The 26984-nt window shown below is 62.8% G+C and carries 27 protein-coding genes and 1 pseudogene; 11 read left to right on the forward strand and 17 right to left on the reverse strand.

The genetic code is table 11. From position 1 onward, the window contains the following. Positions 1-59: 59 nt before the first annotated feature. Together AYK65_RS12265 and AYK65_RS12270 are read left to right on the forward strand one after the other, a co-directional pair. Entirely contained in the window at positions 60-959 is a 900-nt protein-coding gene (locus tag AYK65_RS12265) for a LysR family transcriptional regulator (protein WP_026618091.1), read from the forward strand. A gap of 177 nt (positions 960-1136) precedes the next feature. Then, complete coding sequence (locus AYK65_RS12270) at positions 1137-2810, forward strand: adenylate/guanylate cyclase domain-containing protein (protein WP_046119700.1); 1674 nt, start codon at positions 1137-1139, stop codon at positions 2808-2810. 50 nt (positions 2811-2860) lie between these two features. Here the strand turns inward: AYK65_RS12270 and AYK65_RS12275 are convergent, their stop codons facing one another. After that, complete coding sequence (locus AYK65_RS12275) at positions 2861-3502, reverse strand: TetR family transcriptional regulator C-terminal domain-containing protein (protein WP_026618093.1); 642 nt, start codon at positions 3500-3502, stop codon at positions 2861-2863. Between the two features lie 258 nt (positions 3503-3760). On the opposite strand from AYK65_RS12275, the gene AYK65_RS12280 reads away from it, so the two are divergent. Both AYK65_RS12280 and hydA read left to right on the forward strand, forming a co-directional pair. Then, positions 3761-5011 (forward strand): Zn-dependent hydrolase, encoded by a 1251-nt coding sequence (locus AYK65_RS12280; RefSeq protein ID WP_081158533.1) that lies wholly within the window; start codon positions 3761-3763, stop codon positions 5009-5011. A gap of 82 nt (positions 5012-5093) precedes the next feature. Then, complete coding sequence (gene hydA, locus AYK65_RS12285; RefSeq protein WP_046119698.1) at positions 5094-6548, forward strand: dihydropyrimidinase; 1455 nt, start codon at positions 5094-5096, stop codon at positions 6546-6548. Positions 6549-6606: 58 nt separating this feature from the next. Here hydA and AYK65_RS12290 read toward each other — a convergent pair whose 3' ends face one another. Further along, positions 6607-7020 carry a cupin domain-containing protein gene (locus tag AYK65_RS12290; protein ID WP_026618096.1) on the reverse strand — a complete coding sequence of 138 codons (414 nt, stop codon included), beginning with the start codon at positions 7018-7020 and terminating at the stop codon, positions 6607-6609. Positions 7021-7141: 121 nt separating this feature from the next. Between AYK65_RS12290 and AYK65_RS12295 the strand changes: the two genes are divergently transcribed. The 7 genes from AYK65_RS12295 to AYK65_RS12330 all read left to right on the forward strand — a co-directional run bounded on the left by AYK65_RS12295 (position 7142) and on the right by AYK65_RS12330 (position 16292). Beyond that, complete coding sequence (locus AYK65_RS12295) at positions 7142-7933, forward strand: ABC transporter ATP-binding protein (RefSeq protein ID WP_046119721.1); 792 nt, start codon at positions 7142-7144, stop codon at positions 7931-7933. A gap of 46 nt (positions 7934-7979) precedes the next feature. Beyond that, complete coding sequence (locus AYK65_RS12300; protein ID WP_244559969.1) at positions 7980-8411, forward strand: GNAT family N-acetyltransferase; 432 nt, start codon at positions 7980-7982, stop codon at positions 8409-8411. 1 nt (position 8412) lies between these two features. Further along, entirely contained in the window at positions 8413-9297 is an 885-nt protein-coding gene (locus AYK65_RS12305) for an ABC transporter permease (RefSeq protein WP_026618099.1), read from the forward strand. Then, on the forward strand, positions 9294-10163 hold the full coding sequence (locus tag AYK65_RS12310; RefSeq protein ID WP_026618100.1) for an ABC transporter permease: 870 nt from the start codon (positions 9294-9296) through the stop codon (positions 10161-10163). Before AYK65_RS12305 ends, AYK65_RS12310 begins: the two co-directional genes overlap by 4 nt. Positions 10164-10192: 29 nt before the next feature. Next, entirely contained in the window at positions 10193-11185 is a 993-nt protein-coding gene (locus tag AYK65_RS12315) for an ABC transporter substrate-binding protein (RefSeq protein WP_046119697.1), read from the forward strand. 590 nt (positions 11186-11775) lie between these two features. Continuing rightward, positions 11776-12966, forward strand: a complete 1191-nt coding sequence (locus AYK65_RS12325) for an efflux RND transporter periplasmic adaptor subunit (protein WP_026618103.1) — start codon at positions 11776-11778, stop codon at positions 12964-12966. A gap of 14 nt (positions 12967-12980) precedes the next feature. Then, positions 12981-16292: an efflux RND transporter permease subunit gene (locus AYK65_RS12330; RefSeq protein ID WP_081158535.1), complete on the forward strand. Its 3312-nt coding sequence runs from the start codon at positions 12981-12983 to the stop codon at positions 16290-16292. 136 nt (positions 16293-16428) lie between these two features. On the opposite strand, the gene ureG is transcribed toward AYK65_RS12330, so the two are convergent. The 15 genes and pseudogenes from ureG to AYK65_RS12405 form a co-directional block, all read right to left on the reverse strand. Continuing rightward, positions 16429-17040, reverse strand: coding sequence for an urease accessory protein UreG (gene ureG, locus AYK65_RS12335; protein WP_026618105.1), 612 nt, complete (start codon positions 17038-17040; stop codon positions 16429-16431). Positions 17041-17155: 115 nt separating this feature from the next. Then, complete coding sequence (locus tag AYK65_RS12340; RefSeq protein WP_026618106.1) at positions 17156-17827, reverse strand: urease accessory protein UreF; 672 nt, start codon at positions 17825-17827, stop codon at positions 17156-17158. Further along, positions 17820-18299, reverse strand: coding sequence for an urease accessory protein UreE (ureE, locus tag AYK65_RS12345; RefSeq protein WP_026618107.1), 480 nt, complete (start codon positions 18297-18299; stop codon positions 17820-17822). The genes AYK65_RS12340 and ureE overlap by 8 nt, the downstream gene beginning before the upstream one ends. A 1-nt stretch (position 18300) precedes the next feature. Continuing rightward, positions 18301-18597, reverse strand: a complete 297-nt coding sequence (locus AYK65_RS12350; protein ID WP_051440723.1) for a putative quinol monooxygenase — start codon at positions 18595-18597, stop codon at positions 18301-18303. Positions 18598-18729: 132 nt separating this feature from the next. Continuing rightward, positions 18730-19269: a peroxiredoxin gene (locus AYK65_RS12355; RefSeq protein WP_026618109.1), complete on the reverse strand. Its 540-nt coding sequence runs from the start codon at positions 19267-19269 to the stop codon at positions 18730-18732. Between the two features lie 196 nt (positions 19270-19465). Continuing rightward, positions 19466-20135, reverse strand: a pseudogene (locus AYK65_RS12360) (TIGR02117 family protein). A gap of 25 nt (positions 20136-20160) precedes the next feature. Further along, positions 20161-21873: an urease subunit alpha gene (gene ureC / locus AYK65_RS12365; RefSeq protein ID WP_026618110.1), complete on the reverse strand. Its 1713-nt coding sequence runs from the start codon at positions 21871-21873 to the stop codon at positions 20161-20163. A gap of 4 nt (positions 21874-21877) precedes the next feature. Then, the gene (locus tag AYK65_RS12370; protein ID WP_081158537.1) at positions 21878-22528 is read right to left on the reverse strand and encodes a Urease operon accessory protein; all 651 of its coding nucleotides are present in this window, start codon (positions 22526-22528) and stop codon (positions 21878-21880) included. A gap of 2 nt (positions 22529-22530) precedes the next feature. Then, the gene (locus AYK65_RS12375; RefSeq protein WP_081158539.1) at positions 22531-22953 is read right to left on the reverse strand and encodes a lysozyme inhibitor LprI family protein; all 423 of its coding nucleotides are present in this window, start codon (positions 22951-22953) and stop codon (positions 22531-22533) included. Further along, positions 22950-23255 (reverse strand): urease subunit beta, encoded by a 306-nt coding sequence (locus AYK65_RS12380; RefSeq protein ID WP_026618113.1) that lies wholly within the window; start codon positions 23253-23255, stop codon positions 22950-22952. Before AYK65_RS12380 ends, AYK65_RS12375 begins: the two co-directional genes overlap by 4 nt. 12 nt (positions 23256-23267) lie before the next feature. Continuing rightward, the gene (locus tag AYK65_RS12385) at positions 23268-23522 is read right to left on the reverse strand and encodes a DUF1272 domain-containing protein (protein WP_026618114.1); all 255 of its coding nucleotides are present in this window, start codon (positions 23520-23522) and stop codon (positions 23268-23270) included. A 10-nt stretch (positions 23523-23532) separates the two neighbouring features. Further along, positions 23533-23835, reverse strand: a complete 303-nt coding sequence (locus AYK65_RS12390) for an urease subunit gamma (RefSeq protein ID WP_026618115.1) — start codon at positions 23833-23835, stop codon at positions 23533-23535. 25 nt (positions 23836-23860) lie between these two features. Beyond that, positions 23861-24694 carry an urease accessory protein UreD gene (locus AYK65_RS12395; protein ID WP_139793172.1) on the reverse strand — a complete coding sequence of 278 codons (834 nt, stop codon included), beginning with the start codon at positions 24692-24694 and terminating at the stop codon, positions 23861-23863. 128 nt (positions 24695-24822) lie between these two features. Continuing rightward, the gene (locus tag AYK65_RS12400; protein ID WP_081158540.1) at positions 24823-25788 is read right to left on the reverse strand and encodes a 2-hydroxyacid dehydrogenase; all 966 of its coding nucleotides are present in this window, start codon (positions 25786-25788) and stop codon (positions 24823-24825) included. Positions 25789-25927: 139 nt separating this feature from the next. Further along, positions 25928-26929: an alpha/beta fold hydrolase gene (locus AYK65_RS12405; RefSeq protein WP_081158542.1), complete on the reverse strand. Its 1002-nt coding sequence runs from the start codon at positions 26927-26929 to the stop codon at positions 25928-25930. Positions 26930-26984 lie beyond the last annotated feature (55 nt).

The following is a 26984-nucleotide window of genomic DNA, read 5'->3' on the forward strand; positions in this document are numbered from 1 at the left end:
ACATGGGTCGCCAGTTGCGATAAGATTTCGCCTTATTGTTTCCTAACGGGATGCAATCGATGGAGCGACTGAACGGCATTTCCGTGTTCGTGGAAGTGGCGGAGGTGGGAGGATTCTCAGCCGCCGCCGAGCGCCTGCATCTCTCGCGCTCCGCCGTAGGCAAGACGATCGCGCGGCTCGAGCAAAGGCTCGGCGTACGCCTCTTCCATCGCACCACACGGGCGCAGAGCCTCACCGAAGAAGGGCAGCTCTTCTACGAGAGCTGCCAGCGGGCACTCGGCGAGATCAAGACGGCAGAAGATCTCCTCGAATCCGGCAGGCGGGAAATTCGCGGCCGTCTGCGCATCTCGATGCCGGTTCTCTTCGGTCGCCAATGCGTAGCCCCGTTGCTTCGTGACCTCCTGCGCGCGCATCCTCGGCTGGAGCTCGATCTTTCCTTCAACGACCGCGTCATCGACCTGCTCGAAGAGGGCTTCGATCTCGCCATCCGCAACGGCTCGGTCGGCAATGACAGCAACCTGATGACCCGCACGGTCGCGGAACAGCGCATGACCGTCTGCGCCTCCCCCGTCTATCTTGAGGCGCATGGCACGCCCAACACCGTCTCGGATCTAGCTGCCCATCACGGCGTGGTCTATGCCCGCAGCAGTGAGCCGCGGCCCTGGTCCTTTCCCGCCGAAGACAGAGCGAGCGAGACCGTACTGCCGAGAACGCGACTCAGACTCGACGACCTCGCAGCAATCGCCGATGCCGCCGCCGAGGGCCTCGGTCTCGCCTGGTTGCCCTGCTGGCTGGTGCGCGAGCGGGTGCAGCGTGGCGAACTCGTGCGCGTGCTCACCGATCGGCCGGGCATTATCTTCAAGGCGCATGCTGTTTGGCCGCGAACACAGCACATGTTGCCGAAATTGCGTGTGGTGATCGATAAGCTCGCCGCGGGCTTGCCGCGCATCATGGAGTAGAAAAGCGTCTTAACTCGTTCACGCCACTGCATCCTCAAAATTGAGGGGAATTCCAGGAGCGATCACAAAAGCGAAACAGTTTGTGTCCGAAACGTAAGTTGTCGGCACTAGCGATCTGGTTAATAAGGAAGAAAATCAAACCGGCCGGGCCTCGGCCGGCAGACCCAGGCAGCCCGTTTGACAATTCTTTCCACCAGCAGACGCAAACAGATACACCTGATCTCCGGCAGCGTGCTCGGAGTGTTCGTGCTCTGCCATTTTCTCAATCATTCGCTCGGCCTCGTTTCCATCGGAGCCATGGAAGCGGGCCGGCATGTGTTCACGCTTGTGTGGCAAAGCTTGCCCGGAACCGTCGTGCTTTATGGCGCCTTGCTCACGCACTTCCTGATGGCGCTCGACAGCCTCTATCGCCGCCAGACGCTGAGGATGCCGGTCGGCGAAGCCTTGAAGATCATCTTCGGCCTGAGCCTGCCCTTTCTGCTGATACCCCATGTGGTCGCCACCCGAGTGGAGCCGCTCCTGGCCGGTATCGGCGGCGACTATCCGACCATTCTGCGGGCGCTCTGGTCGAGCTCCGCCAACACGACGCGCCAGACGATCGCCCTTCTCTTCGTCTGGAGTCATGCCTGCCTCGGCGCCTGGTTCTGGATGCGAGGGCGCGACTGGTTTCCGCGTTACGAGACACTGCTCTATACCGTCGCTCTGCTCGTGCCGATCTTCGCGCTGCTCGGTTTCGTAAATGGCGCACGCTCGCTCGGGCGCGAATATGCCGAACATGGAGGTTATGGCGACAGGGCCTATGCAAGCCTGCAACAGCGCGCCGACCCGGCCCTCCTCGAGAATATCCGCCTCGCCTTTTATGGCGGCTTTGCAGGACTGATCGGCGGAACCCTGGCGCTTCGCGCCTTGCCGTCGCGCGGTCGTATCCGCATCCGTTATCCCGATGGGCGCGTCGCCGCCGTCAGCCTTGGCTTCAGCGTGCTCGAGGCGAGCCGCGCCGCCGGCATATCGCATGTTTCCGTTTGCGGCGGCCGAGGCCGCTGTTCGACGTGCCGCGTGCGGATAATCCAGGGCCTCGAAGGCCAGCCAGTGCCCGAAGCAGCAGAACGCGCAACGCTCGCCCGCATCGGCGCTCCCGACAATGTGCGCCTCGCCTGCCAGTTCCGGCCCGCCCACGACGTCAGCGTGGTCCCCATCCTTGATACCGACAGTCTCGGTATCAAGACGCAGCTCGCCCGGCAGAACGGGGGCGGTCGGGAGCGGCGGGTCGCGGTGCTCTTCTGCGACCTGCGCGATTTCACTCGCATCGCCGAGCACAGGCTGCCCTATGACACGGTCTTCCTGCTCAACCGCTATTTCGAAATGGTCGGCGAAGCCGTCGAAAGCTCCGGCGGCGTGATAGACAAGTTCATCGGCGACGGGGCGCTTGCGATCTTCGGGCTGAAGACTCCTCTCCCGCAAGCCTGCCGCCAGGCGCTGAATGCCGCCTCCCGACTGTCCCAAGGCATCCGAGCGCTAAACCAGACTTTCGAAGGCGAACTCGATCAACCGCTGAGGCTCGCCATCGGCCTGCACGCCGGCCCGGCGATCATCGGCGAGATGGGCTATGGCCAGGCGACGTCGCTGACCGCCGTCGGCGATACGATCAATACCGCGAGCCGGCTCGAGGGTCTCGCCAAGGAACACGATGCCGAACTTGCTGTTTCCGTCGAACTGGTGCAGCACGCCGGCTTCGACCTTCAGGGCCACAGGCGGCTCGATATCGGCCTGCGTGGCCGCCAAGCGCGCCTTGAGACCTGTATCGTTGATGATGCTTCGGAGATTTCCGAGTTGCTGCCGGCGCGTGGTTAGTCGCTGAAAGGCCAATGAAGCCTAACTTCCCACTCGCGCTGTGCCGCCAGCTATTCGCGCACCTGCAGGCCGTCCACGAATAGCCGTTCCAGGAAGCGCGCGGCGTCTTCGAAACGTCCGTCACCGGCGTTTTCCTGGCCGAGCACGGCGCGCACCTGCACGTCAAAGTCGGCATAGTGCTGGGTTGTCGACCAGATCGCGAAGATCAGGTGGTAGGGATCGCACTTGGCGATCTTGCCGGCCTTGGCCCAGGCGCGAATGACTTCGGCCTTCTCGTCGACCAGTTGCTTCAGCGGCCCTTTGAGCTCGTCCTCGATGTGCGGAGCACCCTGCAGAATCTCATTGGCGAACAAACGGCTTTCGCGCGGGAACTCGCGCGCCATCTCGAGCTTGCGGCGAATATAGCTGCGGATTTCCGCGACCGGGTTACCCTCGGCATCGAGCTCGCGGAGCGGATCGAGCCAGGTATCGAGCACGCGGTCGATCAGCGCCCGGTGCATCGCCTCCTTGGTGCGGAAATAATAGAGCAGGTTCGGCTTCGACATGCCGGCCACTTCGGCGATCTGGTCTATGGTCGAGCCGCGAAAGCCGTTCGCTGAAAAGACTTCGAGCGCCGCTTCGAGTATCTGCTCCTCTTTTTCCTCCTGGATGCGTGTACGCCTTTGCGTTTTGGCCGCTCTTGGAAGTACCATCTCGCCCCCTACCGATGCCCGCCCCCGGATGCCCAAAATTCGGACGCGCCATTTTTTTGGGCACCAGCTCCGTTTTTTGTTTTTCCGGCTTGAGTGCCGCCACGGAAGTTGTAATGTTTACCAACCGGTCAAATTATCAGTCAGAATGCCGACAAAGGCAACGGCTGATCGAAGGGCAACAAACAAGGCCCCGATTTGGCCAACGGGAACATGAGGGCTATCCCCGGGGGGATCGGCCGCCAAAAAGAGGAGAGCGCCATGGGAGCACCTGGCGAGAATAGGCGCGTCAATGCCGACCGCCTGTGGGATTCCTTGATGGATATGGCGAAGATCGGCCCCGGCGTCGCCGGCGGCAACAACCGCCAGACGCTCACGGACGCGGACGGCGAAGGCCGCCGGCTTTTCCAGTCCTGGTGCGAAAAGGCGGGGCTCAGCATGGGTGTCGACAAGATGGGCACCATGTTCATGACCCGCCCTGGAACCGACCCCGATGCGCTGCCCGTCCATATCGGCTCCCACCTCGATACGCAGCCTACCGGCGGCAAGTTCGACGGTGTGCTCGGCGTCCTGAGCGGTCTTGAGGTTGTGCGCACGATGAACGACCTCGGCATCAAGACGAAACACCCGATCGTGGTGACCAACTGGACTAACGAGGAAGGCGCACGCTTTGCGCCGGCGATGCTTGCTTCCGGCGTTTTCGCCGGCGTCCACACGCTGGAATATGCCTATGCCCGCAAGGACCCGGAAGGAAAGGCATTTGGCGACGAACTGAAGCGCATCGGCTGGGTGGGCGACGAGGAAGTCGGCGCCCGCAAGATGCACGCCTATTTCGAGTACCACATCGAACAGGGGCCGATTCTCGAGGCCGAGAACAAACAGATCGGCGTCGTCACCCACTGTCAGGGCCTGTGGTGGCTGGAATTCACCCTGACGGGCAAGGAGGCGCATACGGGCTCAACGCCGATGAACATGCGCGTCAATGCCGGCCTTGCCATGGCTCGCATCCTCGAAATGGTGCAGACCGTCGCGATCGAAAACCAGCCGGGGGCCGTCGGCGGCGTCGGCCAGATGTTCTTCTCGCCGAATTCCCGTAACGTGCTGCCGGGCAAGGCCGTTTTCACGGTCGATATTCGTTCGCCCGACCGGGCAAAGCTCGACGGCATGCGCGCGCGCATCGAGGCTGAGGCGCCGAAGATCGCCGAGGCGCTCGGCGTCGGCTGTTCGATCGAGGCGGTCGGCCATTTCGATCCCGTGACCTTCGATCCGAAACTCGTATCCACCGTCCGCGCCGCCGCCGAGAAACTTGGCTACACCCACATGGACCTCATTTCGGGCGCCGGCCACGACGCCTGCTGGGCCGCAAAGGTGGCGCCGACCACGATGATCATGTGCCCCTGCGTCGATGGGCTCAGCCACAACGAGGCGGAAGACATCTCCAAGGAATGGGCCGCGGCTGGCGCCGACGTCCTCTTCCACGCCGTCCTCGAAACGGCAGAAGTCGTCGAGTGAGATTTTGCGGGCGGGACGGTGGTTCCGCCCTTTTTCTTGGCGACCCCGGCCGCCGAAAGCACCATCCAGAGGAACATAACCAATGAGCACTGTCATCAAGGGTGGAACCATCGTCACCGCCGACCTCACTTACAAGGCGGACATCAAGGTCGAGGGCGGCAAGATCGTCGAGATCGGACCTAATCTCTCCGGCACGGAGACGCTGGACGCCAGCGGCTGCTATGTCATGCCGGGCGGGATCGATCCGCATACCCATCTTGAGATGCCCTTTATGGGCACTTATTCCTCGGACGACTTCGAAAGCGGCACCCGCGCGGCCCTTGCCGGCGGCACGACCATGGTCGTGGATTTCGCCCTCCCCTCGCCCGGGCAGTCGCTGCTAGAAGCGCTTACCATGTGGGACAACAAGTCCACCCGCGCCAATTGCGACTATTCCTTCCACATGGCGATCACCTGGTGGAGCGAGCAGGTCTTCAACGAGATGGAGACCATCGTCAAGGACAAGGGCATCAACACCTTCAAGCACTTCATGGCCTATAAGGGCGCGCTGATGGTGGACGACGACGAGATGTTCTCCTCGTTCCAGCGCTGCGCGGCGCTCGGCGCTCTGCCGCTCGTCCACGCGGAAAACGGCGACGTCGTCGCCCAGCTCCAGGCGAAGCTGCTTGCGGACGGCAACAACGGCCCCGAGGCGCATGCCTATTCGCGCCCGGCGGAAGTCGAGGGCGAGGCCACCAACCGCGCGATCATGATCGCCGACATGGCCGGCTGTCCCGTCTATATCGTCCATACCTCCTGCGAGCAGGCGCACGAAGCGATCCGGCGTGCTCGCGCCAAGGGCATGCGCGTCTTTGGCGAGCCCTTGATCCAGCACTTGACGCTGGACGAAAGCGAGTATTTCAACAAGGACTGGGACCACGCCGCCCGCCGCGTGATGTCGCCGCCCTTCCGCAACAAGCTGCACCAGGACAGCCTCTGGGCGGGGCTCGCCTCCGGCTCGCTGCAGGTGGTCGCGACCGACCATTGCGCCTTCACGACGGCGCAGAAGCGCTTCGGTGTGGGCGATTTCACCAAGATCCCGAACGGCACCGGCGGGCTTGAAGACCGCATGCCGATGCTCTGGACCTACGGCGTCGCCACCGGCCGCATCACCATGAACGAATTCGTCGCGGTCACCTCGACGAACATCGCCAAGATCCTCAACATCTATCCGAAGAAAGGCGCGATCCTCGTCGGCGCCGATGCCGATCTCGTCGTCTGGGATCCGAAACGCTCGAAGACAATCTCGGCCAAGACCCAGCAATCGGCGATCGACTACAATGTCTTCGAGGGCAAGACCGTCACCGGGCTGCCGCGCTTCACGCTGACCCGCGGCGTCGTCGCGATCGAAGAAGCAACGGTGAAGACGCAGGAAGGCCATGGCGAATTCGTGCGGCGCGATCCCTTCCCGGCGGTCAGCACGGCGCTTTCGACCTGGAAGGAAGTGACTGCGCCTCGTGCAGTGCAACGTACCGGCATTCCCGCAAGCGGGGTTTGACGGACACGAGATGCCACGCCCGCCGTCCCAAATGCGCGAAACGCCGACTGCTGAAAACTCAGGCCGGCACCAGACCGTCAAGTTCCGGGAGCAGGACGACACTCTCCTGCTCGTTCGGATCTGTCCGGGCGATCACCGCCGTGCAGGGAGCGTCCGAGAGGTTTGCCGGCAGGTGCGGCACGCCGGCGGGGATGTAGAACATCTCGCCAGTCTTGACGATGACATGCTCCTCAAGCCGCTCGCCAAACCAGGTGTGCGCCTCGCCGGAAAGAACGTAGATGGCCGTCTCATGGCTTTCGTGAAGGTGCGCCTTGGCGCGCGCACCGGGCGGCATCGTCAGGAGATGCATGCATATCCCGGTGGAGCCGACGGTCTCCGCCGCTATGCCTTCGAAATAGTTGAGCCCCTGCTTGCCGGCATAGGCATCGCCGGGGCGAACCACACGACAGCCAGGATTGGATGATCGAACCATGAGCGTTCTCCAGAATTCGCTGAAAAACCTGCAACAGAAGTCGTCAGCGGCAAATCCCCGATTGCATGTTGCGGGTCCGGATAGCAGTCTGACACAGACAAGCCATGATGAGAATCCGCTGATGACATCCAATCCCGCCTCCGTGGTCTCGGCCCGGAATCTCGGCCTGACGTTTGAGACCAGCGACGGGCCGGTCAATGCACTTACCGGCGTGAACCTCGATGTGGCGAAGGGCGATTTCGTCTCCTTCATCGGCCCGTCCGGCTGCGGCAAGACCACGTTTCTTCGCGTCATCGCCGACCTGGAGCGACCGACCGCCGGCACGATCGCCATCAACGGCATGACGCCAGAGGAAGCCCGCCGGCGGCGCGCCTATGGCTATGTGTTCCAGGCGCCCGCCCTTTACCCCTGGCGCACGATCGAGAAGAATGTCGCGCTGCCGCTCGAAATCATGGGCTATCCGAGGGAGGAGCAGAAAGCGCGCATCGAGCGGACGCTGGAGCTCGTCAATCTCTCGGGTTTCGGCAAGAAATATCCCTGGCAGCTTTCGGGCGGCATGCAGCAGCGCGCGTCGATCGCCCGCGCACTTGCCTTCGACGCCGATCTCCTGCTGATGGACGAGCCCTTCGGCGCCCTCGACGAAATCGTCCGCGATCACCTGAACGAGCAGCTTCTGAAGCTCTGGGCGCGCACCGACAAGACCATCTGCTTCGTCACCCATTCCATACCGGAGGCGGTCTATCTCTCGACCAAAATCGTCGTCATGAGCCCCCGCCCAGGCCGCGTGACGGACATCATCGAATCGACGCTGCCGAAGGAACGGCCGCTCGGTATTCGCGAGACGCCGGAATTCCTGGAAATTGCACATCGTGTACGCGAAGGTTTGAGAGCGGGGCACAGCTATGATGAATAGTGCTTGCGCCGCCCAGGTTCGCTGCCGGGATGCGGCCTTGGCGGACGTGGAAGCATGCGCCGACATCTTCAACCGCTGGGTAGACGGTACGGAGTGGATGCCTCGGATTCATACGCCCGACGATGTGCGGCGTTATTATCGCGAAACGCTCTTTGTGAACGGAGTAGTGACCGTCGCCGATTGCCAGGGAGAAATTGGAGGCTTCCTCGCTCTCGTCGAAGACCGCTTCGTGTCCGCGCTGTATCTGGATCAACCCTACAGGAGCAGGGGAATCGGGGCCGCCCTTCTCGGGGAAGCAAAGAGGCGGGCGAAAACCGAACTCCGGCTGTGGACCTTTGAACACAATACGGGCGCTCAGCGCTTCTATGAACGCGAGGGTTTCGCGCCGGTGCGCAGAACGAGCGGCGACAACGAGGAAGGCTTGCCGGATATCCTTTATCTTTGGCGCGCCGAGCCGTTGAGCAGAGAGGAGGCCTGACATGCGCCAAGAGACCTTCCTCCGAGACAAACTCCTCCCTATCAGCACCGTCATCGTCCTGCTGATCGCCATCTGGTACGTCGCCGCCGTCTTCCTGAACGCCCCTTTCGAGCGCGACACCGCGGCACGCGCCGGCACCGAGATCGGTTTCTCCGATCTCCTCCGCAACACCATGGCGCAGGAGCGCCCCGTGCTGCCGGCACCCCACCAGGTTGTCGCCGAAATCTGGGACACGACCGTCAACAAGGCGGTCACCTCGAAGCGCAGTCTCGTCTATCACGCCTGGATCACGCTTTCGGCGACCCTGCTCGGCTTCGGCATCGGCGCAGCACTCGGCATCCTGCTCGCGATCGGCATCGTCCACAATCGCGCGATGGACCGCTCTCTGATGCCCTGGGTGATTGCGAGTCAGACGATCCCGATCCTGGCAATCGCGCCGATGATCATCGTCGTCCTAAACGCGATCGGCATTGCCGGGCTGCTGCCGAAGGCGTTGATTTCCACCTATCTGTCGTTTTTCCCCGTGGTCGTCGGCATGGTCAAGGGCCTGCGCAGTCCAGAGACGATCCAGCTCGACCTGATGCACACCTACAACGCCTCGCCGGCCCAGACCTTCTGGAAACTGCGCTGGCCCTCCTCCATGCCCTATCTCTTCACCTCGCTCAAAGTGGCCGTCGCCATCTCGCTCGTAGGCGCAATCGTCGGCGAGCTGCCGACCGGTGCGGTCGCCGGGCTCGGCGCCCGTCTGCTCGCGGGCTCTTATTATGGGCAGACGGTGCAGATCTGGGCCGCGCTGTTCATGGCGGCGGCGCTCGCCGCTGTCCTTGTCATGATCGTCGGCGCGGCGCACGGCGCCGTCTTGAAGCGCATGGGAGCCAAGCCATGAATCTCCCCGTTCTCGCCGGCGCCATCCTCTTCTGGCTCTGCGCCTGGGCCCTCAACGAATGGCTGGTCCGACAGCGCTTTCAAAGCGGTGCCGCCAACAATGCGGCGCGCTTCGCCGTGCCGCTCCTCTTCGGCGTGACGATCCTGGTCCTGTGGGAGGGCATCGTTCGTGGCTTCGGCATTCCGTCGGTCCTACTGCCTGCGCCGTCGATGATCTGGCAGCGGCTCGTCAATTCGCTGCCGACGCTTGCTGCCGATTTCCGGCAGACCTTCCTGAAATCCGTGCTGACCGGCTACGTGCTCGGCTGCGGCCTCGGTTTCCTTGTGGCGATCCTCATCGACCGTTCGCCCTTCCTGCAGAAGGGGCTGCTGCCGCTCGGCAATTTCGTCTCCGCCCTCCCCGTCATCGGTGTCGCACCGATCATGGTCATGTGGTTCGGCTTCGACTGGCAGTCGAAGGTCGCCGTCGTCGTTATCATGACCTTCTTCCCGATGCTGGTGAACACGGTTTCGGGCCTTGCCGCCGCAAGTCACATGGAGCGCGACCTGATGCGCACCTATGCCGCCACCTGGTGGCAGACGCTCGTCAAACTGCGCCTGCCGGCCGCCTGGCCTTTCATTTTCAACGCACTCAAGATTAACTCCACGCTGGCGCTGATCGGCGCCATCGTGGCCGAGTTTTTCGGAACGCCCATTGTCGGCATGGGCTTCCGGATCTCCACGGAAGTGGGGCGCATGAACGTCGACATGGTCTGGGCCGAAATCGCCGTGGCGGCGGTGGCTGGCTCCGTCTTCTACGGGGTGGTCGCGCTCATCGAGCGGGCCATCACGTTCTGGCATCCGTCCGTCCGCGGTGGCCGGGCCTGATAACAAAGTAATGATAAGAGGGAACTGACATGAAGAAGAAAATTGCATCTCTGCTGGCAGCGGGCGTCTTCTCGCTTGCCGCTTTCCATGCCAATGCCGCCGACAAGGTCACGCTGCAACTGAAATGGGTAACCCAGGCCCAGTTTGCCGGCTACTACGTCGCCAAGGACAAAGGCTTCTACGAGGAAGAGGGCCTCGACGTCGAAATCAAGCCGGGCGGTCCCGATATCGCTCCGCCGCAGGTGATTGCCGGCGGCGGCGCCGACGTCATCGTCGACTGGATGCCCTCCGCTCTCGCTACGCGCGAAAAGGGCGTGCCGCTCGTCAACATCGCCCAGCCCTTCAAGAGATCCGGCATGATGTTGACCTGTCTCAAGGAATCCGGCGTGAAGACCCCGGAAGACTTCAAAGGCAAGACGCTCGGCGTCTGGTTCTTCGGTAATGAGTATCCTTTCCTCTCCTGGATGGCACAACTGAAGATCCCGACCGACGGCGGCTCGAACGGCGTGACGGTGCTCAAGCAGGGCTTCAACGTCGACCCGCTGATCCAGAAGCAGGCGGCCTGCATTTCCACGATGACCTACAATGAATACTGGCAGGTCATCGATGCCGGCATCAAGCCGGAGGATCTTGTCACCTTCAAATATGAGGACCAGGGCGTCGCCACCCTCGAAGACGGCCTCTATGTTCTCGAGGACAAACTCAAGGACGCCTCCTTCAAGGAAAAGATGGTGAAGTTCGTTCGTGCCTCGATGAAGGGCTGGAAATATGCCGAGGAGAACCCCGACGAGGCGGCGGATATCGTGCTCGAGAACGACTCGACCGGCGCCCAAACGGAAAAGCACCAGAAGCGGATGATGGGCGAAATCGCCAAACTGACCGCCGGTTCCAACGGCGCGCTCGACGAGGCGGACTACAAGCGCACGGTCCAGTCGCTGCTTGCCGGCGGTTCCGACCCGGTCATCTCCAAGGAGCCGGAAGGCGCCTGGACGCATGAGATCACGGACGCCGCACTGAAATAGCCTATGCGGAGGAAGCTCGGAGCGCGCGGCCCTCGCCGCGCGCTCCTTTCTTTGGAGGCGGGCCGCCCGCTCCACGGTCAAAAGGTCGCAGCCAACGCGGCAAACACGCACCACACCGACTGCAATGACACAAGGCGAATGATTTCGGCGATTTAGAGCCGTCGGCGGCGGCATTATCCGTTATTTTTCGTCGACCCGCTTGAGTTGTTAAGACTGCCTTCAGGTTGCATCGCTATTGCGCTATGAAAGGCAGCAGAATAGAAATAATGAGGCACCATCGCTTCGCCGCCCTTGTAAGCATTTGCTCCGGCGATTACATAGGCCGGAACGTTTGACTGGAGGGCAAGCGTATGGAGGAATCCATATTTCGTCAGCATTGCCTTTTTGGGAATTTTCTTCCCGCCCGGCATCTTCGGTCTGAAACCGCTGTATCGGGCAGAGATTTGAGGTTGTAGACCGTGAACGTCTCCCGCGGTCAGTCGCCGGAGACGTTGTACGGAAAACGAGTGAGATAGCGTGATTGCGGCCGGCCCCTGCCTCCATAGGCGGCGAGCGGTCATGATTTGCTTCAGTTTCGGGAAAACAAGCCTATGGCTCAGAAGCTCCTGCCTGTCCTCGGCGCTTGCGCAGCGATGATCCTGTCTGCCCTTTCCGGCGCCTCCGCGGACGAAGCCGTCGAACCCCAACAGCAAAAACAGACACTACCCTCCATTGTGGTGACAGAGGCGGCGGAGCGGACGATTACCGATCGCGTCGTTGCCACCGGTTCGATCGAGGCCGTCGAGGAGACCTATGTATCGCCGCTGGTGGACGGTCTTTCCATCCGGTCGCTCAATGTCGACATCGGCGATCGCGTCGAAGAGGGAAGTACGCTCGTCGTTCTAAACGATGACGCGCTGCTCTTGCAGAAAAGCCAACTCGAAGCCAATCTCGCCAAGACGGAAGCGGCCCTTGCGCAATTCCGAGCCCAACTCGGCGAAGCCGAGGCAAATTCCGAGGAGGCACAGCGTGTCGCCGATCGTGCCGTGCGGCTATCGGAAAACGGCACCGTCTCCACTGCCGAAGCCGACCGCCTCAAGGCGCTCGCCGCCGCCGCGCGCGCGCGCCTGCGTTCGGCCGAGCAATCGGTGAGCGTCGCGACCGCGGATATCAAGGTGGTGCAGGCCCAGATCGACGATGTTGACCTGCGTCTTGCACGCACCGCCGTCAAGGCGCCGGTGAGCGGCGTGGTCTCGGCCAAGAACGCCAAGATCGGCGCGATCGCGAGCGGCAACGGCGAACCGCTCTTCGCTATCATCCGCGACGGCGCGGTGGAAATGAAAGCCGATGTCACCGAGGCCGATATCGTCAAGCTTACGGTCGGACAGCCCGCGACAGTCAAGCTCGCCGGCAGCGATACGATCATCGAAGGCAAGATCCGGCTGATCGCGCCGACGGTCGACCCGCAGACCCGCCTCGGCAAAGTCCACATCAGCCTCGCCGACACGGTGACGGCGCGCGCCGGCATGTATGCGAGCACGGTAATAACGGTAGAAGAGAAGCAGACGGTGGTCCTGCCGCAAACGGCTGTTACCTCGGAAGATGGCAAGTCCATCGTGCGTAAGGTGGAGGACGGCGTCGTGCGCCTGATTCCCGTTGAAACCGGCATCCAGGACGGGCAATTCGTGGAAATCCTCTCCGGCATCAAGCCCGGTGAGCAGGCGGTGGCGAAGGCCGGCGCCTATGTCCGCGATGGCGACCGCATCAGCCCGGTCAAGTCCGCCGAGCCGGCAACCAACTGACGGGAACCGTGACCATGAATTTCTCCGCCTGGTCTATCCGCAATCCGGTCGCGCCGATCCTGGCGTTCTTCGTGCTCGTCGTGCTGGGATGGCAGTCGTTCAACTCGCTGCCGATCACCCGCTTCCCGAACATCGACGTGCCGATCGTGCAGATCAGCGTCACGCAAAGCGGTGCGGCCCCCGCCGAACTCGAGACCCAGGTCACCAAGGAGATCGAGGACGCGGTCGCCGGCGTCTCCGGCGTCGATCATATCGAATCGACGATCACCGACGGCAGTTCAACGACCGCCGTCATTTTCCGCATGGAAGTGCCGACGACGCAGGCCGTGCAGGATGTCAAGGACGCGATCGACCGCATCCGCAGCGACCTGCCGACCTCGATCGAAGAGCCGATCGTTTCCAAGGTCGACGTCGAGGGCCAAGCGATCCAGACATTTTCCGTCTCCTCCCCCGGCATGACGCTGGAGGAGCTCTCCTGGTTCGTCGACGACACGATCAAGCGCGCGATCCAGGGCCAGACCGGCATCGGCCGCGTCGACCGGTATGGCGGCTCCGACCGGGAAGTTCGCATCGAGCTCGACGAAGACCGCCTGAACTCCTACGGCATTACCGCCGCCGACGTGAACGGCCAGCTTCGCCGGATGAACATGGACCTCGGCTCCGGCCGCGGACAGGTCGGCGGCAGCGAGCAGGCGATCCGGACGCTCGGCGACACCCGCGACGTCTCCACCCTTGCCGAGACGATGATCTCGCTTCCGAACGGTCGTTTCGTCCGCCTGTCGGAACTCGGCAAGGTGATCGACACCTACGAGGAGCCGAAATCGTTCTCGCGTTTCAACGGCGAGCCGGGCGTGACCTTCGCCGTCTTTCGCGCCAAGGGCGCAAGCGAAGTCACCGTCGCCGAAACCGTTGCCAAGACGCTTGACGAAATTCGGGCAAAGCATCCGGACGTTACCATCGAGATGGTCGACGATTCCGTCTATTTCACCTATGGAAACTACGAGGCGGCGATTCACACGCTGATCGAGGGCGCGCTTCTTGCCGTCGTGGTCGTGATGCTGTTCCTGCGCAACTGGCGCGCCACCCTGATCTCGGCCGTCGCCCTGCCGCTCTCGGCCATTCCGACATTCTGGGTCATGGAGCTCCTCGGCTTCTCGCTGAACCTCGTCAGCTTCCTGGCGATGACGCTCGCGACCGGCATCCTTGTCGACGACGCGATCGTCGAGATCGAGAACATCGAGCGGCACATCCGCATGGGCAAGTCGCCCTACAAGGCGGCGATCGAAGCGGCGGACGAGATCGGCCTCGCCGTCATCGCCACCACCTTCACCATCATCGCCGTCTTCGTGCCGGTCTCCTTCATGCCCGGCATCCCGGGGCAGTATTTCATTCAGTTCGGCCTGACCGTCGCCGTCTCCGTCTTCTTCTCGCTGCTGGTCGCCCGCCTTATCACGCCGGTGATGGCGGCCTATCTGATGAAGCCGACGGATGTCGGCGGCGGTCATGACGATGAAGGATTCATGATGCGCCAGTACACGCGCGTCGTGCGCTTCACGACGAAACGCTGGTACACGCGCTATTCGACGCTGCTCGCCGCAATCGTGCTCTCGGTCGGCTCTGTGATCGCGCTTATCCTTTTCGTGCCGGGCAGCTTCCTGCCGCCTGAGGATAATTCGCGCGTCAGCCTGTCGATCGAGCTGCCGCCGGATGCGATGCTCGCGGACACGGATCGTACCACCACGGAGATCTACAACCGCATCAAGGACATCGACGGCGTCGAAAACGTCTTCGTGCTCGGCGGCGCCTCGCCGAAGGGCGACCTGGAACTGCGCCGCGCCGCCGTCACCGTGCTTCTCAAGAAGCTTGACCATTCGCTCGTCAACAAAGTGGTCAACGATGTGATCGGCCGCACACCGCTGATCGGTGAATACCTGCCGAAGCTGCCGCCGGCCGGCCGTATCAAACCGCAGTCGCAAATCGAAAAGGAAATCCTCGCGGAGCTTCGGTCGATCCCGGACGTTCGCGTCACCAAGCTCAACGACCGCGGCGAGCGCGACCTGTCGTTCAACCTGCTTTCCAACAACGAGGCGGATCTCGACCACGCCGTCGCCACCCTCGAAACGAAACTGCGCCGAGACCCGTTACTTGCCAATGTGAGCCCCGACGGCGCGTTGCCGAGACCGGAATTGCAGATACGACCGCGTGACGACCAGATGTCCCGTCTCGGCATCACGACGGCGCAGATCTCCGAAGTCATCCGCGTCGCCACCATCGGCGATATCGACGCGCAGCTGACGAAGATCGCGCTCGACGGGCGCTTGATCCCGATCCGGGTCCAACTCAACCGCGATTTCCGGACGGATTTGGCGGCGATCCGCAACCTCAAGGTCCAGACGGCATCCGGCGCTACGGTTCCGCTCTCGAGCGTCGCCGACATCAACTATGCGGAGGGACCCAGTTCCATCAAGCGTTACGACCGCTATCGCGTTGTCAAGCTCGGCGCCGACCTGCCTGTGGGCGTAGCACTCGACACCGCATCGGCCCGCTTCAAAGAGATCGCCGCCGCGGCCGAGCTGCCTGGAACCGTCGAGTTCCTCGAAAGCGGCGACGCCGAGGTTCAGGCGGAGATGCAGCAGAGCTTCGGCAACGCCATGCTCTTGGGCCTGATGATGGTGCTGGTGGTGCTCATTCTCCTGTTCAAGGACGTGATCCAGCCCTTCACCATCCTGTTCTCGCTGCCGCTCGCCATCGGCGGCGTGGCGGCAGCGCTTATCCTGACGCAGAATGCGCTCTCGATGCCCGTTCTGATCGGCATTCTGATGCTGATGGGCATCGTCACCAAGAACGCCATCCTGCTGGTCGACTTCGGCATCGAGATGATGCATCACGGCATGGACCGGACGCTGGCGATGATCGAGGCTGGCCGCAAGCGCGCCCGCCCGATCGTCATGACCTCCATCGCCATGTCGGCGGGCATGCTGCCTTCGGCACTCGGCGTCGGCGAAGGCGGCTCCTTCCGCGCGCCGATGGCGATTGCCGTCATCGGCGGCATCATTGTCTCCACGGTCCTGAGCCTTGTCGTCGTCCCCTCTTTCTTCCTGATCATGGACGACCTCTCACGGCTTCTCGCCTGGATCTTCGGCCGCTTCATCGGCAAGAAGGAAGAAGAAGACCTCCCGCTCGACCCCGAGGCTCTCAGCAAGCTCGCCGCCGAGCAGGGCGACACGATCGAGAGCCTGGAGGAGCGCGTAAGGGCGCTGGAGAGCGAGCGACACGGCAAGTCCGACCGCAAGGTCATCAGCCATCCGGCCTTGGCTGCGGAATAGGACCTCAGGAACGGGAATGCGCTGAGGCGGCATCTGCCCCAATGTGATACTTGGGCACACGTCGCTATATCTCGGCGCATTCGTACCTTGCGCTTTGATGGAGCGCCCCTTCGCGGAAACGCTCGCCCAAAACGCGTCAAAGCCCTCCGTGCACCGTCAGGAATTCGACGATCCGGTCGACGCCTTCGCCGCGCTTCATGTCCGAAAACACGAAGGGCTTCTCCGCACGCATCCGCGCCGCATCCCGTTCCATGACCTCGAGATCGGCGCCGACATGAGGGGCGAGATCCTTCTTGTTGATCACCAAGAGATCGGACTTGGTGATCCCCGGACCACCCTTGCGCGGGATCTCCTCGCCCTGACAGACCGAGATCACATAGATGGTCAGATCGGCGAGGTCCGGCGAAAAGGTCGCCGCCAGATTGTCGCCGCCCGATTCGATGAAGACCACGTCGAGATCGGGAATGCGGCGGTTGAGTTCGGCGATCGCCTGGAGATTGATCGAGGCGTCCTCGCGGATCGCCGTGTGAGGGCAGCCGCCGGTCTCGACGCCGACGATCCGCTCAGAGGGCAGCGCCTGCATGCGCACCAGCGCCTCCGCATCCTCCTTGGTGTAGATGTCGTTGGTGACGACGGCGACGGAGTATTTCTCCCGCATCGCCTTGCAGAGCTTGTCGGTCAGCGCCGTCTTGCCGGATCCGACCGGGCCGCCGATGCCGACGCGAAGCGGACCGTTTTTCGATGGCATGTTCATATGTCCTTTCCGATGCGGGCGGGAAACCGCGCACACCTTTCCTCATTCCGCTCTGACTTCCATGCATGTCGTTGCCCCAAAACCGCTGCACATTCTTGGGCGACCTGCATCAGGAGCGGAACAGGCGCGAATGCAGGGTTTCGTGTCTCAAGGCGGCAATATCGGCCATGATCACAGCCGAGCCAAGATCGTCGAGCGAGCCTCGCACGGCGCGGGCTGCCACGTCGGCTATCACCTCCTCCAGCACGGCAAGCACACCGACGCCAGCGCGCTGACCCAAGATGCCACAGCGAATGGCGACCGATACCGCATTCGATGCACTCGCGTTGAGAAAGGCGGCGAGCGCCGGCTCGAGACCCGTTCGGTGCGCGCCGGCAACGGCGCCGACCGCCACCGGATAGGCGACTGTCGATCCGAGTGTTTCGAGCACCGGATGCGGCCAATGGCGGGCTGCCGCGAGAAAGGCCTCACCGAGGAGCATGGTTTCCATATGCCGTTCGCGCGAGCCGGCCAGCGCCTCCGCCAGTTCGCAGACCGCCCTCAATCGCGAAGCGTCGTCATGGCAACGATAGCCTTCGGCCACAAACAGCGCATCGTTCCACGCCGCGCCGTGGTTCATCAGCGTCTCGAGCCACCGCCGCAAGTCCTCGGCATTCGTCACGAGACCGTCGTGTACCGCCTGCTCCAGGCCGCCAGAATAAGAGAAGGAGCCGATCGGAAAGGCTGGTGAGAGCCAGGTGACGAGGCGGAGCAACGCCTGCGTTTCGGCACGCTCAGCCATGATGGTGGTGATCGTCGTGTCCATGGTGGTGATGTCCGCCGCCGTGATAGGCGCCGCGAAGGGGGTGGAACGGCTCGGTCACCTCGTCGACCTTTGCGCCAAGGCCTTCCAGCATCGCCCTGATCACGGGATCGCGGGCGATCAGGATCCGCCCTTCTTCCATCGCCGCCGGCAGATGCCGGTTGCCGAGGTGCCAGGCAAGCTCGATGAGGTGTAGCGCGTTTCGCGGATGGACCTCGTAAAGCGCTTCCTCCGCCGCCTTGACCTCGATGTAGCCGCCGCCTTCGAGCACCAGGAGGTCGCCATCGCCGAGCATCACCGGCTCCTTGAGATCGAGCATCACCACATCGTCGTTTTCGAGGTGCAGGAGCTTGCGACGCAGGTGCCGCTGGTCATGGGTGAGCGTCACGCGGTGGAGCGGCGTGGCCCCGGCGAAGCCGGGCGAAAGAATCTCGGTTGAGCGATAGGGCACGTCAGAGAACCTCGACCTTCTCCGGATGCACGACCTCGATGCGAGCCTCTGCGAGCAGGTCAGCCATCGCCGCCTTGAAGCTCTGCAGATGCGGCTCGGCGAAATGCGCATCCACCGCTGCTCTATCCTTCCATGTCTCGACGAAGATGAGCGTGTCGGGATCGGTGGGCTTGCGGTAAAGCTCGTAGCCGATGCAGCCCGCCTCCTTGCGCGTCGCCTCGATCAGCGGTCCGGCAAGCGCCACGACCTCATCGCCCCTGCCCGCATGCGCCTTCAGATGTGCGATAACGTAAACCATTGAATTCCATGTCTCCGATCGGCGCACTTTACCAAGAAAAGGCCCCGGCGCCAGCAAGAAGGCAGGAATCCTGTTGATTTTCAGGAGCCTGCTTGCGGCAACCGGGGCCTTCCCATTGTCGATAAAATAGGATCAGGCAGCGAGCTTTTGCGACTTCAAGGCCGCGAGAATGTTCTGCGGTGAGGAAATGCCATAGGGATCGCTGTCGCAATTGTCGGAATAGCCTTCCTCTTCGAACCACTGTTCGACGACGCCGTTGTTGATGACGGCGGCATAGCGCCAGGAGCGCATGCCGAAGCCGAGATTGTCCTTGGCGACCAGCATGCCCATCTTGCGGGTGAACTCTCCCGAGCCGTCCGGAATGAGCTTGACATTTTCGAGCCCCTGCGACTTGCCCCAGGCGTTCATGACGAAGGCGTCGTTGACAGAGATGCAGTAGATCGCGTCGATGCCGAGAGCGCGGAACTCAGGCGTGAGCTTCTCGAAGTCGGGAAGCTGGTAGGTCGAGCAAGTCGGCGTAAAAGCGCCCGGCAGCGAGAACAGCACGACGCGCTTGCCGACGAAATAATCGTCCGACGTGACGTCCTGCCAGCGGTACGGATTGGAACCACCGACGGCTTCGTCGCGGACGCGGGTGCGGAAGGTTACAGCGGGAACTTTTCTGCCGAGCATCATCATCTCCTTCGAACCGGCTGCCGGCGGCATCAAGTCTTGGGAGGAAGAAACGCGGCCGGCGGAAAACGAGTGCCCTTCCTACCGGAGATTCCGCTGCAGTGCAGCATCAAAGCGGCGCTTCAGGCGGCGACGCATAGCAGGCATGCGAGTGACGCATGGCTGGTGGCGTTGGGCCGAAACGCGCCTGTTCAGTTCAGTTGTAAATACCGAGGGAAAGATCCAGCGTGACCGGAAGCGGGTTCCACAGACCGGTCCGCAACCCCGCCTTTCTGAGCGCGCTCGCGGTCCACGTATTGCAGCCGAACAAGGCGTTGAAATAGCCCTTTGCCTCAAAGAAGCGGTCGGTGGGGCCATAGGAGAGCCCGCAACAGGTGCGATCTCGCCCTCCTGCCGCTGGAAGCTCTCGAACACGAATTCCATCAACCGCTGGAACTCCTCGACATCCACGTCGAACCCCGTGACCGACTCCTGCGGCTCGACAATTCGTCCCGCAACATCGACATGCAGCACGGATCGGTCGAAGCTGAGCGCCCGAAGGACGGGCAGCGGCTTCAACTCGCTCCAGGTCGGAGTCTCGAGATAAATGAGCGCCCTCCCCAGCCGAAGATCAGCCACCGGGCGTCCGGATGCAGAACAGGCACGCCCGCATCTTCGACGAATGCGAATTTCTCCCGCACGTCGTCATCGAGTAGTATCGCTTTGTCGGTGTGGATCGGACCGGACAGCAGGAGTATCCGGCGTAGCCCCTCCACGTCTGCCGAAGCATAGGCGGGCATCAGCGGCCGCGGGACCAAGGCTCCGCCAGTGATGGCGAGCACGAAGGCGAAGATGGCCCCGCAAAACCATTTGGCCACACGCTTCATTTACGGTTCAGGGCAAACGCAGCGCTCAGAACAGGAAGTAGCGCTGCGCCATCGGCAGCACCGTCGCCGGCTCGCAGGTGAGCAACTCCCCATCAGCACGGACCTCATAAGTTTCCGGGTCCACCTCGATATGCGGCGTCAGGCTGTTGTGGATCATCGACGCCTTGCCGATGCCGCCGCGAGTGTTCTGCACCGCGACGAGCTCCTTGGCGACGCCGAGCCTTCCCGCAAGCCCGGCGTCGAGCGAGGCCTGCGAGACGAAGGTGACGGAGGAATTCGTCCGCGCCCTTCCATAGGCCGCGAACATCGGCCGGTAGTGGACCGGCTGCGGCGTCGGGATCGAGGCATTCGGATCGCCCATCGGAGCCGCGGCGATCGAGCCGCCCAAAAGCACCATGTCCGGCTTCACGCCGAAAAAGGCCGGGTTCCAGATGACGAGATCGGCGCGCTTGCCGACTTCGAGAGAGCCGATTTCGTGGCTGAGACCATGGGCGATCGCCGGGTTGATCGTGTATTTGGCGATGTAGCGCTTGACTCGGAAATTGTCGTTGTCGCCCGTCTCCTCCTTGAGCCGGCCGCGCTGGCGCTTCATCTTGTCGGCCGTCTGCCAGGTGCGGATCGCAACCTCGCCGACGCGGCCCATAGCCTGGCTGTCCGACGAGATGATCGAGAAGGCGCCGATGTCATGGAGAATGTCTTCCGCCGCGATCGTCTCCTTGCGGATACGGCTCTCGGCAAAGGCGATGTCTTCGGGAATCGAGGGCGACAGATGGTGGCAGACCATCAGCATGTCGAGATGCTCGGCCACTGTGTTCAGCGTATAGGGCCGGGTCGGATTGGTCGAAGACGGGATGACGTTCGGCTGGCCGCAGATCTTGATGATGTCCGGCGCGTGACCGCCGCCCGCCCCTTCCGTGTGGAAGGCATGGATCGTCCGCCCCTTGATCGCCGCGATCGTATCCTCGACGAAGCCGCTCTCGTTCAGCGTGTCCGTATGGATCATCACCTGCACGTCGTATTCGTCGGCAACGGAGAGGCAGCAGTCGATCGCGCCCGGCGTGGTTCCCCAGTCCTCGTGCAGCTTCAGCGAAGTGGCACCGCCGAGCACCATTTCGACGAGCGCGCCCGGCAGCGAGGCATTGCCCTTGCCGGCAAAGGCGAGATTCATCGGGAAGGCATCGGCCGCTTCGATCATCCGGGCAATATGCCACGGCCCCGGCGTGCAGGTGGTGGCGAGAGTGCCGTGGGCCGGCCCCGTGCCGCCGCCGAGCATGCAGGTGAGACCGCTCATCAGCGCCTCTTCGATCTGCTGCGGGCAGATGAAGTGGATGTGGCTGTCCATGCCGCCGGCGGTGACGATCTTGCCCTCGCCGGCTATCGCCTCGGTGCCCGGGCCGACGATGATGTTCACACCTGGCTGCGTGTCGGGATTTCCCGCCTTGCCGATCGCCGCGATTCGCCCGTCCTTGACCCCGATATCCGCCTTCACGATGCCCCAGTGGTCGACGATCAGCGCATTGGTTATCACCGTGTCGACGGCACCGCCTTCGCGCGTCACCTGGCTCTGGCCCATACCGTCGCGGATCACCTTGCCGCCGCCGAATTTCACCTCTTCGCCGTAGGTCGTGAAATCCTTCTCGACCTCGATGAAGAGCTCGGTGTCAGCGAGCCGCACCTTGTCGCCCACGGTCGGACCGAACATGTTGGCATAGGCCGCGCGCGACATTTTGTAGGACATGGACTCAGGCTCCTTGGGGCAAGTCTGACGAAGAAGAATGAGGAAGGCGGCGGAGCCGCCCTTGCGCCACCAGCGCATCGACATAGCGGCGTTCGGCGGCAAAGGGATGCCACTCCCAGCCGCTATGGCCGAAACCGGCGAGGACGATGTCGTCGCCGGCGGATGCGAAGCTGGAAAGAACGTCGGCGATCACCACCACGCCGCTCGAGGGTGCCACGTAGGGCGGTGGTTCGAAGCGCGCGAGATTGCGGTCGAGACGCTCGTGCGTCTCGGTCGCAATGACCCGATGCTTTCGCCCCGTGGCGCGGGCGAAGCTCTCGAAACCGATTGTGTAGTCGTCGCAGAAATCGTCGAGGTCCGGGTGACTCTCCGCGAGCGCCCTCCGCATCGCAGCGAATTTGACGCCGGAGCGCACGCTCCATATCTCGCGGGCCTGCCGGACCGCCGCGCTCGTCTTCCATCGCCCGCCGCCAAGCATCGAAAGCGCGGGGCGGCCCGTATTGCAGACGGCGACGATATCGGTCTTGACGCCGCCTCGGCCGACCGAGCGGCAGTCGTTGAACCGGATCACAAGGTGCGCGGCATCGATCGCGAGGCCAGCGCCGTCTGGCACCGAGCCATTGCCCACGATCATGATGACACGGCGACTTTGCAACGTCAGTTCTCCGCCGATTCCACAAGCTCTTTGAGCTCGGCGGTACGCTTGCGCGTCAGCTCCGCGAGGCAGCCGGAGACCAGCATGGGTTCCATCGAGCCGCCTCGCGCCTCGAATCCTGCCAGTTCACACTGCCCGTCGCGGTAGCCGACCCAGGCGCGCTGGGCCTTTTTCAACGCCTCCACGGCGCCGACGTAAGCACGATCAATGTCACCGAGCTCCTTGTCGGTTGCCTGCATCGCGGTCATTGCCTGCTTGTAGACCTTGTTCAGCTCCCCGTCCGCCGTCTGGTATTCCCGATCGGCACAGATGTTCATATCCATCTGCGTGACGGCTTTCCCGCAGTCCACTTTCGGCTCTTCCTGAGCGAACGCAGACGTCACAGAGACGAACAGCAAGCCAATGATGCGAGCGACTGCCCTCATAGCTTGCCCATCACCTGCTGGCGAAAGCCGAAAACCTCGCGCTTGCCCGAAAGCGGGATGAGCGTCACCTGCCGCGTTTGCCCGGGCTCGAAGCGCACGGCAGTGCCGGCCGGAATATCGAGCCGCTTGCCGCGCGCAGCATCGCGATCGAAGAGAAGCCCTGGATTTGTCTCGGCGAAGTGATAATGGCTGCCGACCTGCACCGGCCGGTCGCCGGAGTTGGAGACTTCGATCGTAACGGTCTCAAGACCGGCGTTGAGCTCGATATCGCCCGCGGCTGCGATGATCTCTCCTGGAATCATGATCGTTTCCCCTTACGCGGCTCGCTCTCGTGCGCAGCCTTCCGGCTTCAAGACGCGCTCCGTCGATGCCGGATATTTCTTCAGCATTGCCGCCGGACGCACCGGGCGACGAACGAGCTCGCCGCCACAATTCGGGCAGGTACCGCCAAGCCTTGCCTCGACGCAATCGGCGCAAAAGGTGCATTCGAATGTGCAGATCATCGCCTCGCGGCTTTCGGGCGGCAGGTCTCGATCGCAGCATTCGCAGTTCGGGCGCAGGCTCAGCATTTTTCGTCTCCTAGCGTATGGGCTCGTGAACGGTGACGAGCTTCGTCCCGTCCGGGAAAGTCGCCTCGATCTGGATGTCGTGGATCATCTCCGGGATGCCCTCCATCACTTGATCGCGCGTCAGCACATGGGCGCCGGCCTCCATCAATTCGGCGACGGAACGGCCGTCACGCGCGCCCTCGACGACGAAGTCGGTGATGAGGGCAATCGCCTCGGGATGATTTAGCTTCACACCTCGCTCCAGCCGCCGGCGCGCCACCATCGCCGCCATGGAAATCAACAGCTTGTCTTTTTCGCGCGGAGTGAGATTCATGCGTCGCCATCCAGATTAGTACGGGTCAGAGAGTCCAGACTTTCGGCACAGATGCGTCCTTACGCAAGTGCGAAATGAGGGGGATCAGGATTTTTCTGAGCGCAAAACCGTCCGCGGCCGCAACGCGTGCGACGATCTTGTCGCGGCCTGCGACTCGATAATGGCTAGCACCCGCTTGCGCGCATCCCTCGAGCAAGCCGCGCAGTTTCGAAAGCATGGCTTCGCAATCCGGCGCAGCGTAGAACAGCGTCGCAAATGCGGCCGCTCCATCCAGCACCGCGCGCCGGGCCACGAGATTGGCGACGTCACCACCAAAGGCGAGGTTCTCCGCGTGGATCAGCTTGCCGCCACTCGAGATTCGCCAACGATCGCGGAAGAGCGCCGTGCGGACCACTTCGCCCATGGCCTTGCGCCCGAGCAGCACGGCTTCGACCGCCAGGAAGGATGCGTCATAGGCAAGCTCGACCTCGAGCGAGCGCGACAGCGACGCGCGATCGAAGAGGATCGTTTCCTGCGGCAGCCAATCGACCCGGCCTCCGGCCGCGACCGATATTCGGGTCACGACGTCGGCCATTCCCGCACTTGCCTTATAGATCTTCTCGCAGGCCTGCGTCGTCAGCGTGAGGTTCGTCCCCTCGCCCGCCTCGAACGCCCAGCTCAGCCGGTCGCCGCCGGTAACGCCGCCCGACGAATTGATGAGCACTGCTTCCATCGAGTTATCGAAGGTCTTTGGCAGGCGAATCTTGGCGCAGCCTTCCTGGTAAAGCTCGGCAATGCGCGTGCGCCCGTCCTGGGCCTTGGCAACGAGCCGCCCCTTTCCCCACGCTCTTTGCGGAGCGATCATTGCTGCTTCGGTCAAAGTCCTCGGATTTCCCCTGCGGCACGCCTTGCCGACGCGCATCATCGATCCGGCATCGTCGGAAACCCGACGGCCAAAGTCAAGCTGCTGTTTCGCAAGCGAAATTGCCGCATTTCTATGTGCCGAGCTCAAGCCACCCGGTCCGGCGGCTCCTGCCCCGCGAAGAAGGCGGTGATGTTGTCGACGACCTTCATCCCCATCGCCGTGCGCGTCTCTTCCGTCGCGCTGCCGAGATGCGGCAGAAGCACGACGTTTTCGAGCGCCCTCAGGCGCTGAGGAACGGCCGGTTCTGCCTCGTAGACTTCGAGACCGGCGCCGCGGATCACGCCTCTTTCGAGCGCGTCGATCAGCGCGGCTTCGTCAACGACGTCGCCGCGCGCGGTATTGATGAGATAGGCGCCCGCCTTCATCGCCGCAAAGCGGGCGGCATTCATGAGGTACCGGTTCTCGCCGCCGCCGGGGCAGTGCAACGACACGAAGTCCGCCGCCTTGAGCACGTCCTCGACTGTCTCGAGCTGACGGGCGCCGAAGCGTTTCGCCTCCTCCTCCGCGACCTTCGAACGGTTGTAGAAGACGACGTCCATGTCGAAGCCGAAGCGGCAGCGTTTCGCCATGGCCTTGCCGATGCGGCCGAAGCCGATAATGCCGAGCGTCTTGCCGCTCACCTTCGTGCCGATCATGTGTGTGGGACGCCAGCCGTCCCAGGCGTCTGCCCTCACCTGCCGCTCGCCTTCGCCGGTTCGGCGGGCAACGGCAAGCAACAGCGACACGGCAAGATCTGCGGTGCAATCGGTCAGAACGCCCGGCGTGTTCGTCACCACGATGCCGGCGGCCTTCGCGGCGGCGACGTCGATGTGATTGTAGCCAACGCCGAAATTGCCGAGGATTTTTGCGCGTAGATTTCCGCCGGCGAAAAGCGTATCCGGCAGCCGGTCGGATACGGTCGGCAGCACCGCGTCGAAATTGCGCAATGCCTCTGCAAGGGCGGCCGCATCCATCGGCCTGTCCCCTTCGTTGAGGACGGTTTCGAACCTCGCAGCAAGGACCTGCTCCACGGCCCCGGGCCAGCGTCGAGTGAGAAGAATGCGTGTCATCGGACGTCTCCCAAATATCGGCTCGGGATAGTGCACGAAATTCACCCGCTGGACAGCCGCCCCGCACAAAAAAGAGGGCGCCGGTCGAGGCGCCCTCCAGCCACGGCATCTGTGCTTACAAGTACAGGCCGAGGCGCTATCAGGACCGAGCAAATTCCAACAGGTCCTTGTTCAGTTGTTCCTTGTGCGTGTCGGCAATACCGTGCGGGGCGCCCGGATAGACCTTCAGCACCGCATGGGGAATGAGCTTCTTCGAGGCGCGCGCGGCGGCGTCGATCGGCACGATCTGGTCGTCGTCGCCGTGGACGATCAGCGTCGGCACGTCGAACTTCTTCAGATCCTCGGTGAAATCGGTCTGCGAGAAGGCGACGATCGAGTCGTATGTGTTCTTGTGCCCTGCCATCATGCCCTGCAGCCAGAAGCTGTTGATCATGCCCTGCGAAGGTTTGGCGCCCGGCCGGTTGAAGCCGAAGAACGGGCCTGAGGCGATATCTTTGTAGAGCTGCGAACGATCGGCAAGGCTTGCCGCCTGCAGTCCGTCGAACACCTCCTTCGGCAAGCCGCCGGGGTTCTTGTCGGTCTTGACCATCAGCGGCGGCACGGCAGCGATCAGCCCGGCCTTGGCGACACGACCGGTGCCGTGGCGGCCGATATAGCGGGCGACCTCCCCACCGCCGGTGGAAAAGCCGGCAAGGAAGATGTCCTTCAGATCCAGCGCCTCGATCACATCCGCAAGGTCGTCCGCATAGTGATCCATGTCGTTGCCGTCCCAGGGCTGGCTCGAGCGCCCGTGGCCGCGGCGGTCATGCGTGACGACACGAAAGCCGTTGCTGGCAAGGTGGAACGCCTGCGCTTCCCAGCTATCGGAAGAGAGCGGCCAACCATGGCTGAGTATGACGACCGGCGCGTCCTTCGGGCCCCAGTCCTTGTAATAGATCTCGACGCCGTCGCGCGTGGTGATCCGGCTGCCGATTGTCTTTGCGCCCGCGGCGGTTGCGGACGTCGCCGGGCTGGGGCTCGCCGCTTCAGCCGGCTTGACCGCAGAGATTGCCGCTGCTGCGCCGGCAGCACCCAGCGCACCGGCCAGCATCTCTCTCCTTGAGACGCTGTTCGCTCTTGCCTTTACCTGAACCTTAGTCATGGAAATGCTCCTTGTTGGCGCTATTCAAAACGAGTTTATAGAGCATGCGATTAAA

Origin of the sequence: Ensifer aridi (genome assembly GCF_002078505.1) — a bacterium.
GTDB lineage: Bacteria > Pseudomonadota > Alphaproteobacteria > Rhizobiales > Rhizobiaceae > Sinorhizobium > Sinorhizobium aridi.